Origin of the sequence: Achromobacter sp. ACRQX, assembly GCF_022346505.1 — a bacterium.
In the GTDB taxonomy this organism is placed as follows: domain Bacteria; phylum Pseudomonadota; class Gammaproteobacteria; order Burkholderiales; family Burkholderiaceae_B; genus Achromobacter; species Achromobacter animicus.
The window spans coordinates 84927-94604 of sequence record NZ_JAKRML010000025.1 but is presented as its reverse complement, the minus strand read 5'-3'; the positions used below and the strand labels follow the sequence as shown (position 1 = coordinate 94604).

The 9678-nt window shown below is 66.1% G+C and carries 8 protein-coding genes; 3 read left to right on the top strand and 5 right to left on the bottom strand.

What is annotated here, in order from left to right; translation table 11 throughout:
• A partial coding sequence (locus MHZ91_RS20590) for an AMIN domain-containing protein (protein ID WP_239215439.1) occupies positions 1-697 on the bottom strand: 697 nt, incomplete at its 3' end.
• Positions 625-1164, bottom strand: coding sequence for a tRNA (adenosine(37)-N6)-threonylcarbamoyltransferase complex ATPase subunit type 1 TsaE (tsaE, locus tag MHZ91_RS20585; RefSeq protein WP_175123264.1), 540 nt, complete (start codon positions 1162-1164; stop codon positions 625-627). The genes MHZ91_RS20590 and tsaE, both read right to left, overlap by 73 nt.
• A 162-nt stretch (positions 1165-1326) precedes the next feature.
• Here tsaE and fumC point away from each other — a divergent pair, with 162 nt between their 5' ends.
• Entirely contained in the window at positions 1327-2724 is a 1398-nt protein-coding gene (fumC, locus tag MHZ91_RS20580) for a class II fumarate hydratase (RefSeq protein ID WP_175123263.1), read from the top strand.
• A gap of 79 nt (positions 2725-2803) precedes the next feature.
• Here fumC and MHZ91_RS20575 read toward each other — a convergent pair whose 3' ends face one another.
• The gene (locus MHZ91_RS20575; protein ID WP_239215437.1) at positions 2804-3700 is read right to left on the bottom strand and encodes an AEC family transporter; all 897 of its coding nucleotides are present in this window, start codon (positions 3698-3700) and stop codon (positions 2804-2806) included.
• A 242-nt stretch (positions 3701-3942) separates the two neighbouring features.
• On the opposite strand from MHZ91_RS20575, the gene MHZ91_RS20570 reads away from it, so the two are divergent.
• The gene (locus MHZ91_RS20570) at positions 3943-4935 is read left to right on the top strand and encodes a tripartite tricarboxylate transporter substrate binding protein BugE (protein WP_218344954.1); all 993 of its coding nucleotides are present in this window, start codon (positions 3943-3945) and stop codon (positions 4933-4935) included.
• 91 nt (positions 4936-5026) lie between these two features.
• Here MHZ91_RS20570 and MHZ91_RS20565 read toward each other — a convergent pair whose 3' ends face one another.
• Positions 5027-5977, bottom strand: a complete 951-nt coding sequence (locus MHZ91_RS20565) for a LysR family transcriptional regulator (protein WP_239215436.1) — start codon at positions 5975-5977, stop codon at positions 5027-5029.
• Between the two features lie 198 nt (positions 5978-6175).
• Between MHZ91_RS20565 and ggt the strand changes: the two genes are divergently transcribed.
• Positions 6176-7939 (top strand): gamma-glutamyltransferase, encoded by a 1764-nt coding sequence (gene ggt, locus MHZ91_RS20560; RefSeq protein WP_239215435.1) that lies wholly within the window; start codon positions 6176-6178, stop codon positions 7937-7939.
• A 109-nt stretch (positions 7940-8048) separates the two neighbouring features.
• Here ggt and MHZ91_RS20555 read toward each other — a convergent pair whose 3' ends face one another.
• Positions 8049-9440 (bottom strand): APC family permease, encoded by a 1392-nt coding sequence (locus MHZ91_RS20555; protein WP_175138846.1) that lies wholly within the window; start codon positions 9438-9440, stop codon positions 8049-8051.
• Positions 9441-9678 lie beyond the last annotated feature (238 nt).

Genomic DNA, 9678 nt, shown 5'->3' with positions numbered 1-9678 from the left:
GGGCCCGTCGTGGACTATCCGGTGGCGCCCAACCTTTAACCCACCCTGCGCACCCGCGGGACCCGCCCGTATCGGCCCCCGCCCGCTGCTGGCCGCGCACGCGCGGCGGCTCGGGCGGATCCGCGCGGGTCACCGGGTTGCGCTGGATGTCTTCAAGGATGCGCGCCAGCGGATCGTCCACGTCGGGCCCACTAGACTTATTCAGGATCGCGATCAGCGGATCCTGCGCGATCTTGGGATACAAGTCGAGCACCAGGCGGTACTGGTAATCGGCCACCGGCTTGAGCGTGAACACCTGCGGCGCCACGGGCTGCTTCAGGTCGAACACCAGCCGCACCACGTTCGGACGGTTCTGCGCCACGCGCAGGCTCTGGATGTAGGGGTCGTCGGGCCGGACCTTTGAAACCAGGTCGTTTAGTGCCGCGCTGAGGGTCAGTCCCTCGATATCGACCACCAGGCGGTGGGGATTTTCAAGGGTGAATTGTTCGGCCTTGAGTTCGCTGTCGAGTTCCAGCGTGACCCGGGTGTATTCGTCTGCCGGCCAGGTCCGGACAGCCAGGATCGTTGCAGCCTGCGCCAGCCTTGGCACGACCGGCAGGACGAGCAGGGTGGCGGCGACGCTGATCAGGCGTCGGCGGGTGGCGCCTGCCGAGGGGAGGGCGCCGTCAGGGGCGGGGGGACAATCGCGTTCAACCATGTTTGTCCTCGAGCGGTGTACGCGGTCAGGCTGGCGTCACGTCCGTCGCCTGCATAGTCCAGGCAGATCAGCAGGTCGGGCGGGGGCAAAAGACCCTCCGCCCGCTCCGGCCATTCGATCAAAACGACTGCTTCGTCACGCAGTAAATCCCGGAATCCTGCGTCCAACCATTCGCGCGAATCACTAAATCTATAAAAATCAAGGTGATAGAAGTATAAGTTAGAAACTTTATAGGATTCAAGCAGCGCGTAGCTTGGACTCTTGATTCGGCCTGTGATGCCGCTTTCCCGCAACAATGCCCTGGAGAAGGCCGTCTTTCCTGCCCCGAGGTCCCCTCGAAGGTGAATACATGCGCCTGGCAGGCCGGTTTTGGCGCCGGTGACCATCGGGGCAAGCTGGCGCGCCAGCGCCTCGGTGGCGGCTTCGTCGGGCAGGTGCAGGGTCAGGGTGGCAAGGGGGGCGGACATGGCGCGGGAGCAGTGGTAAAAAACGAGGATCGGAGCACAGATGGGAGCAATTATAGGAATGCGGGTTTCTGCTAACCTATAACGATTGCTATTCTCAATAATGTCGCGACTTTGCGGCCTTCCGCCGCACGCGACTGACGCCGCCACGGAGTTGTACGCGCCATGAAGACCCGCATCGAAAAAGACACCTTTGGCCCCATCGAGGTGCCGGAAGACCACCTGTGGGGCGCGCAGACGCAGCGCTCCCTGCATTTCTTCGCGATTTCCACCGAGAAGATGCCGGAGCCGCTGGTCAATGCGATGGCAAGGCTCAAGCGCGCGGCGGCCAAGGTCAATGCCGACCTGGGCGAGCTGGACCCCAAGATCGCCGATGCGATCATGCGCGCCGCTGATGAAGTCGTCGCGGGCAAGTGGCCCAACGAGTTTCCGCTGTCCGTCTGGCAGACCGGTTCGGGCACGCAAAGCAACATGAACATGAACGAGGTGCTGGCCAACCGCGCCTCGGAATTGCTGGGCGGCGTGCGCGGCGAAGAGCGCAAGGTGCACCCGAACGACCACGTCAACCGCGGACAATCGTCGAACGACACCTTCCCGACCGCGATGCACGTGGCGGCCGCCGTGGAAGTTGAACACCGCCTGCTGCCGTCGCTGAAGGCCCTGCGCGCCACGCTGGCGGCCAAGAGCGCCAAGTTCTACGACATCGTCAAGATCGGCCGCACCCACCTGCAGGACGCCACGCCGCTGACGCTGGGCCAGGAACTGTCCGGCTACGTGGCGCAGCTGGATCTGGCGGAGCAGCAGATCCGCGCCACGCTGCCCGGGCTGCACCAACTGGCCATCGGCGGCACGGCAGTCGGCACCGGCCTGAACGCCCATCCGCAATTCAGCCCCAAGGTGTCGGCCGAACTGGCCCATGCCACCGGCACGGCGTTTGTCTCGGCGCCCAACAAGTTCCAGGCGCTGGCGTCGCACGAAGCGCTGCTGTTCGCGCACGGCGCGCTGAAGTCGCTGGCGGCGGGCCTCATGAAGATCGCCAACGACGTGCGCTGGCTGTCGAGCGGTCCGCGTTCGGGCCTGGGCGAGATCAGCATCCCCGAGAACGAGCCGGGCAGCTCGATCATGCCGGGCAAGGTCAACCCGACGCAGTGCGAAGCCATCACGATGCTGGCCGCGCAGGTCATGGGCAACGACGTGGCCATCAACATCGGCGGCGCCAGCGGCAATTTCGAGCTGAACGTCTACAAGCCGCTGGTGATCCACAACTTCCTGCAATCGGTGCGTCTGCTCACGGACGGCATGGCCAGCTTCGACCAGCATTGCGCCGCGGGCATCGAGCCCAACCACGAGCGCATCGCGGAACTGGTGGACCGTTCGCTGATGCTGGTCACCGCGCTGAATCCGCACATCGGCTACGACAAGGCCGCGCAGATCGCCAAGAAGGCGCACAAGGAAGGCCTGTCGCTGAAGGAATCGGCGCTGGCGCTGGGCTTTGTGACCGAAGCGCAGTTTGCAGAATGGGTCGTGCCGGGCTCGATGACGAACGCGCACAAGCCGTCGTAAACGTCACACGCCGGCCCGCGCCGCCAGGCCCATGAAAATGGCCGCCCCGCAAAGGGCGGCCATTTTTCTTTTGAGCGGGCTAGCCGCCCGCCACGAGCAGCCACAACGGGATCGTGACCGCTGAAAACAACGTGCCCAGCGAGATCAGCGCGGCGACCATGCGGCCGTCGCCGCCCATGCGCATCGCCAGCACATACGCCGCGGATGCCGTGGGCAGCGCCGTGAACAGCAGCAACATGCGCGCTTCGAGCGGGGGCAGGTCGAGCAGGTGCGCCACCAGCAGCGCCACCGCGGGCAGCGCGACCAGCTTGACTGTCAGCATCCACGCGATCAGAGACCCATAACCCTTGCCGCCTTCCCACGCCAGGCTGGCGCCCACGCAGATGATGCCCAGCGCAAGCGCTGCCGCGCCCAAGCGTGCGAACACCGTGTCGACGGGGCCGGGAAGCTGCAGTCCCGCCAGATTGCAGGCCAGGCCGAGCAGCGTGGAAATCACCAGCGGATTGCGCGCGAGTTCGCGCAGCAGGTTGCCGCCGCTGTGGCGCGCCAGGCCATAGACGGCGGCGACGTTGGCCATGGGCACTGCGAAGCCGACGATCAGCGCCATGACGGTCTGGCCCGGCGCGCCCGCCAGGCTGGCCGACAGCGCCAGGCCAATGTAGGTGTTGAAGCGGTACCCGCATTGCGCGGAGGAGGCGAGACCCAGCGACGAGGGCCGCAGCGCGAGGCCCGCCAGCCACGCCATCGCGACGCCGGCGGCAATGACCGACGCGGTGGCCTGCAGCAGCAGCGCCGCGTTGCCCGCCGTGATGGGCGTGCGCAGGATCGATTGGAACAACAGCGCGGGGAACAGCACGAAGTAGACGAGACGTTCCGTGCCGGCGAAGAACTCGCGTGAGAAACCCAGTTTGTGACGTAGCGCCCAACCCAGCGCGACCAGCATGAAATCGGGGAGAACCAGGAGTGCAACAGACATGAGGGAGTGGTTATTCGTCTGGCGCCGGGCGGCGTCGGGCGCGCTATGCGGGTGTAAGCATTTGCTGCTATTCTCCGTCATTCTGGCGGGCGCGTGTGCCACAAGCAACCTATAAATGCGGCGTAGACACGCTGCGCACAAGCAATGCGCCCGCACCGTTATCTGCTGGTCCGTCTACAGGCGGGCACAACACACAACGGTCCGTCTACACACGGGCTCGCAATCTTGGAGGAAACACAACTATGAATAAGGTCCGCTCCCTGGCAGTGGCCATCGCCCTTGCTACCGGTGCTGCCGGCACGTTGGGCGTTTCGGTCGCGCACGCCGCAGACAAGTACCCCAGCAAGGCCATCCGCGTGATCGTTCCGTTCGCGCCTGGCGGTTCGACGGACATCATTGCGCGCCTCGTGACGCAGCGCATGAGCCAGGAACTCGGCCAGCCGATGGTCGTTGAAAACAAGGGCGGCGCCGGCGGCGCCATCGGTGCGGCCGAAGCCGCGCGCGCACCGGCCGACGGCTACACGCTGTCCATCGCCACCGTCTCCACGATGGCCGTGAACCCCGCCTGCCGTCCGAAGGACCTGCCGTACGATCCGATCAAGGACTTCCAGCCGGTTACCAACTTCGCCAACACCGCCAACGTCGTGGCCGTGAACCCCAAGTTCCCCGCCAAGGACTTCAAGGGCTTCATCGAAGAGCTGAAGAAGAACCCGGGCAAGTATTCGTACGGCAGCTCGGGCACCTGCGGCGTGCTGCACCTGATGGGCGAGTCGTTCAAGATGGCCACCGGCACCGACATCGTGCACGTGCCCTACAAGGGTTCGGGCCCGGCGCTGGCTGACGCCGTCGGCGGCCAGATCGAAATCCTGTTCGACAACCTGCCGTCCTCGATGCCGCAGATCCAGGCCGGCAAGCTGAACGCCATGGCCATCGCGTGGCCCGAGCAGATCGGCACGATGAAGGGCGTGCCGACCTTCAAGGACGCCGGCTTCCCGGTGCTGAATCAGCCCGTCTGGTATGGCCTGCTGGCGCCCAAGGGCACGCCGATGGAAGTCGTGAACAAGCTGCGTGACGCCGCCGTCGTGGCCCTGAAGGACCCGAAGGTCATCAAGGCGCTGGACGAGCAAGGCTCGGCGCCGTCGGGCAACACGCCGGAAGAGTTCGCCAAGGAAATCCAGGAACAGTTCAACTGGGCCCAGGACGTCGTGAAGAAGCAGAACATCAAGCTGGACTGATGCTGCGCGGGGCGGCCTGGGTTGCCCCCGATCGACACAGCAACGGGCGCCTTCGGGCGCCCGTTGTGCTTTGCGGGCCGCGCGCGGTTGGTCAGACGGGCGCGTCCAGCCCTTCCAGCAGCGCGGCGCACGCCGTGCGCAGACGTTCGATCAGGTCTCGATGCAACGCCGACAGCGGATCCTGGTTGCGCGTCATGATGCTGATCGGCACGCGCAGCGCCGGTTCCAGACGGCGCAGGGTCATGCCGGGACGCAGCATGGCGCGCGCGGTGATGGCGTCAACGATGGCGTCGCCGCAGCCTGCATCGACCAGCGCGCAGGCCACGTAATGCGTCTGCACCTGGATGGCGACCTGCGGCGCCAGGCCCTGCGCATCCAGCGCCAGTTGCAGCAGGGCGCCCGATGCGTCGCCTGCGTCCAGCACGATGAGCGTGTCGCTCGTCATGCCGGTTATGGAGGGATCGCCGCCCATCGCATCGCCGCCTGTTGCCGCCGACAGCTCAGACAAGCGCATCGGGCCTCGCGCGGGCTTGCGGCTCAGATGCACGAGTTCCGTGTGTCCCAGCCCCATGCGCGTCAGACCGGGATAGTCATTCGTGTCGAACGTGACCGCCAGGTCCAGTTCGCGCGTCAGCAGCCCTTGAACCAGCTCGGCGCTATGGTGCGTGTGGATATCGAAGGTGATGCCGGGCTGCGCGTTGCGGCTGTCGCGCACCACGCCGGGCAACAGGCCAAGTCCAAGCGCGGGCGCGCAGCCCAGGCGTAGATGGCCGTGAGGCCGGTCGCGCAGGTTGGTCGCCAGCCTGCGCACGCTGTTCAGATCCTGGCTCAGGCGCGCGATCTCGGGGGTGAGGATCTCGGCCTCGCGCGTGGCGACCAGCCGGCCCTTCACACGGTCGAACAGCTTGAAGCCCAGCTGGCTTTCGGCATGCGCCAGCAGTTTGCTCGCGGCAGGCTGGGAAATGTGCAGCGCGGCGGCGGCTTCGGTCAGGGATCCGGTGCGGCGGATCGCTTCGAATATCTCGATGTGGCGCAGGCGCATGGCGCGGAAATGGGGGGGGGTGATCCGAAACCGCGATTCTAAGCCGGATGGCGCGCCGCGCGCCGCCACAGGGGCGGCACCGCTACCGCCGTGAAACTGCCACCGCCGCGAAACCGCTGCAGTTGAACCGCGACAGCGGCGCGGCCCTTTGACTATCATGGACGCCAGCCGGATGTCCGGCGACCACCGGAGCCATCCATGCGCCTACGCCGCCACGCCGCCCTGCTGCTCGCCGCCGCGATAACCGGCCTGCCATTTGTTTCCGCCAGTTGGGCGCGCACGCCGCCCGCAGCCGAGGACATCAATCCCGAGGCCGCCAGCGGCGTCCAGGCGCGCCAGCTGGTGCGCGCGCCGCATTTCATGATGGTGTCGGCCAACCCGCTGGCCAGCCGCGCGGGCGAAGCGATGCTGCGGCGCGGCGGCAGCGTGGTGGACGCCGCCATTGCCACGCAGCTCGTGCTGAATCTGGTCGAGCCGCAATCGTCGGGCATCGGCGGGGGCACGTTCATGGTGCTGTACTCCGCGGCGGACGGCCAGATCCGCACCATCGACAGCCGCGAGACCGCGCCCGCGGCCGCGCGGCCTGATCGTTTCCTGGATGCCGAGGGCAAACCGCTGCCTTTTGCGCAGGCCGTCAACAACGGCATGTCGGTGGCGGTGCCCGGCCTGTTGCGCGGTCTGGAACTGGCGCACAAGACGCACGGCAAGCTGCCCTGGGCCGACCTGTTCCAGCCGGCCATGGAATTGGCGGAAGCGGGCTTTGCGGTGTCGCCGCGCCTGCATTCGCTGCTGGCCGGCAACAAGGCGCTGCCGGAGCAGGCTGCGGCGGCTGCGTATTTCTATGCGCCGGACGGGACGCCCTGGCCCGTGGGCCACGTGTTGAAAAACCCGGAATTTGCACGCACGCTGCGCGCGGTGGCAACGCAAGGCGCCGACGCGTTCTACCAAGGCGATATCGCGCGCGACATCGTTGCCGCGGTGCAGAAGCATGAGAAGCCGGGCGACCTTACCCTTGCGGATCTTGCAGACTATCGCGCGAAGACGCGCGACCCCGTGTGCGGCGCGTACCGCGGCTATCAACTCTGCGGCATGGGTCCGCCCAGCAGCGGTCCCATCGCCGTCCTGCAGATGCTGGGCGAGCTGGAGCAGTTTCCGCTGAGCCGCTACGCGCCGGGCACGGCGCAGGCGGTGCATTATTTTTCGGAAGCCGGCCGGCTGGCCTTCGCCGACCGCGATTTCTACGTGGCCGACCCGGACTTCGTGCGCGTCCCGGTACGCGCCTTGCTGGACCCCGCCTACCTGCGCGCGCGCGGCGCGCTGATCCAGCCGGATCGCAGCATGAAGGTCGCGCTGCCCGGTGACCCTGAAGGCAAGCTGCTGTCGCTGGGCAAGGACAACGCACTGGAACTGCCGTCCACCAGCCACCTCGTGGCCGTCGACGCGCAAGGCAACGCGCTCACCATGACGACGACCATCGAAAGCGAATTCGGCAGCAAGATCTTCGTGCGGGGCTTTCTGCTGAACAACGAAATGACCGATTTTTCGTCGTCGTTCAAGGACCCCGAAGGCCGGCTCGTCGCCAACCGCATCGAGCCGGGCAAGCGCCCGCGCAGCTCGATGGCGCCGATGATGGTGCTACGCGATGGCAAGCCTTACGTGCTGGTGGGCTCGCCGGGCGGCAGCGCAATCATCAACTACGTCGCCAAGACGCTCGTGGGCGTGCTGGACTGGAATCTCGATATTCAGTCGGCAATCGACCTGCCCAACATGGGCAGCCGCAACAAGGAAACCGAACTGGAGAAGGGCACGGCGCTGGAAGCATTGGCGCCGGAACTGGAGCGCATGGGGCACCCGGTGCGCATCACCGAGTTTCCCAGCGGCATCCACGGCATCGTCATCGACGCGAAGGGCCTGCAAGGCGGCGCGGACCCGCGCCGCGAAGGGCTGGCGGTGGGCGGCTGACGCCGCGCTGCAGCGCCAGGCCCTGCGGGGGCGTCCTCGCTGAGACGCCGCGGCCAATACGTGAGGCTGAGGCGCCCGGCTGAGGGCGCCTCAGCCGTGGCCCCACGCATCACTCCAGCGCCGAGGGATCCAGCTCCATCTTGGCCTCGCGGCGCCGTGCCAGCCAGGTCACAAACCACATCACCACGCCCAGCAGCAGCAGCCAGCCGGCGACCTGGTACTGGATCACGTCACGGCCCGTCAGCGGCGTAACCAGGAACAGGCACGCCCCGGCGCCCAGCCACGGGACGATGCGGTTGATGGAAAAGTGCTTGTGCTTGACCTTGTCACGCCGCAGCACCAGCACCGCGACGTTCACGAACGCGAACACGCCCAGCAGCAGCAACGCGGTGGTGCCGCCCAGCGCGCGGATCGCCTGCGAGTCGGTCAGCGAGACCAGGATGATGAGGCCGAAGGCCAGCGCCGTCGTGAACAGGATGGCCGTCCACGGCGTCTGGTTCTTGCGGTGCACGTGCGCCAGGAACGACGGCAGCACGCCCTGACGCGACATGCCGTACAACAGGCGGCTGGCCATCATCATGTTGATCAGCGCCGAGTTCGCCACGGCGAACATCGAGATGATCGGCATGATGTACTCCACGGGCAGATCCGGCGCGGCGCGCTTGACCACCAGCACCAGCGGCGTGCTGCTCTTGGCCAGTTCGCCCACCGGCACCAGCGCAACGGCGCAGATGGACACCAGCACATAGATGAGTGCCGTGATGCCCAGGCCGGTCAGCATGACCTTCGGGAAGATGCGGCTGGGATCGTGCGTTTCCTCGGCCATGTTGACCGAATCCTCGAAGCCGACCATGGCGAAGAACGCGAGCGCGGTGGCCGAGGTCACGGCCAGGAACACGCTCTTGTCCTCGGGCGTGTCGAACGCGACGACGCGCGAGAAGTCCGCCTGGCCGCCGGAGATGGCGTAAAAGCCAAGTAGGATGACCATCAGCAGACCCGACAGCTCGATCAGCGTAAGCACAACGTTGGCGCGAACGCTTTCAGTCGCGCCACGAAAGTTGACCAGCATGACCAGCGTCATGAAGCCCAGCGCGCCAAGCGTGATCCAGTGCTTTTCGGCCTCGATGCCCATCGCGGCGAACAGGTTGGCGGCGAAGGCCTGCGAGGCGGTGGCGGCCGACGTCAGGCCGGAACACATGACGGTAAAGCAGACGATGAACGTCAGGAAGTGCACGCCGAACGCCTTGTGGACGTAGAGCGCGGCGCCCGCGGCGCGCGGGTACTTGGTGACCAATTCAAGGTAGGACAGCGCGGTCAGCAGGGCCACCCCGAAGGCGACCAGGAACGGCAGCCAGGCCGCGCCGCCGACTTCAGCGGCCACTTGCCCTGTCAGTGCGTAGACGCCGGTGCCCAGGATGTCGCCAACAATGAATAGCAGAAGCAGCTTCGGGCCCATCACCCGTTTCAGCTGGCCGTGGTCTTGTGAGTCTGTCGTGGCCATAGTCTTTTATTTCCTCTTATGTGGCTCGCCTTTTTATGTGGCTCGGGAAAGCGTGCAGATGCGACGCAAAATGCAAAAAAAGTCTACGGCGGCAATAGGGCGATGTGCTGAAACCAAATGTCTAAGTTGTTGCGCGCGGGGATAGCGGTCCATTTCGGACGGTGTCAGACACCCGGGCGAGTGGGCCGTCAGTCTGTGACACCGGATATGCGGGTGTCTGACACCTGGCCAAGCGGAA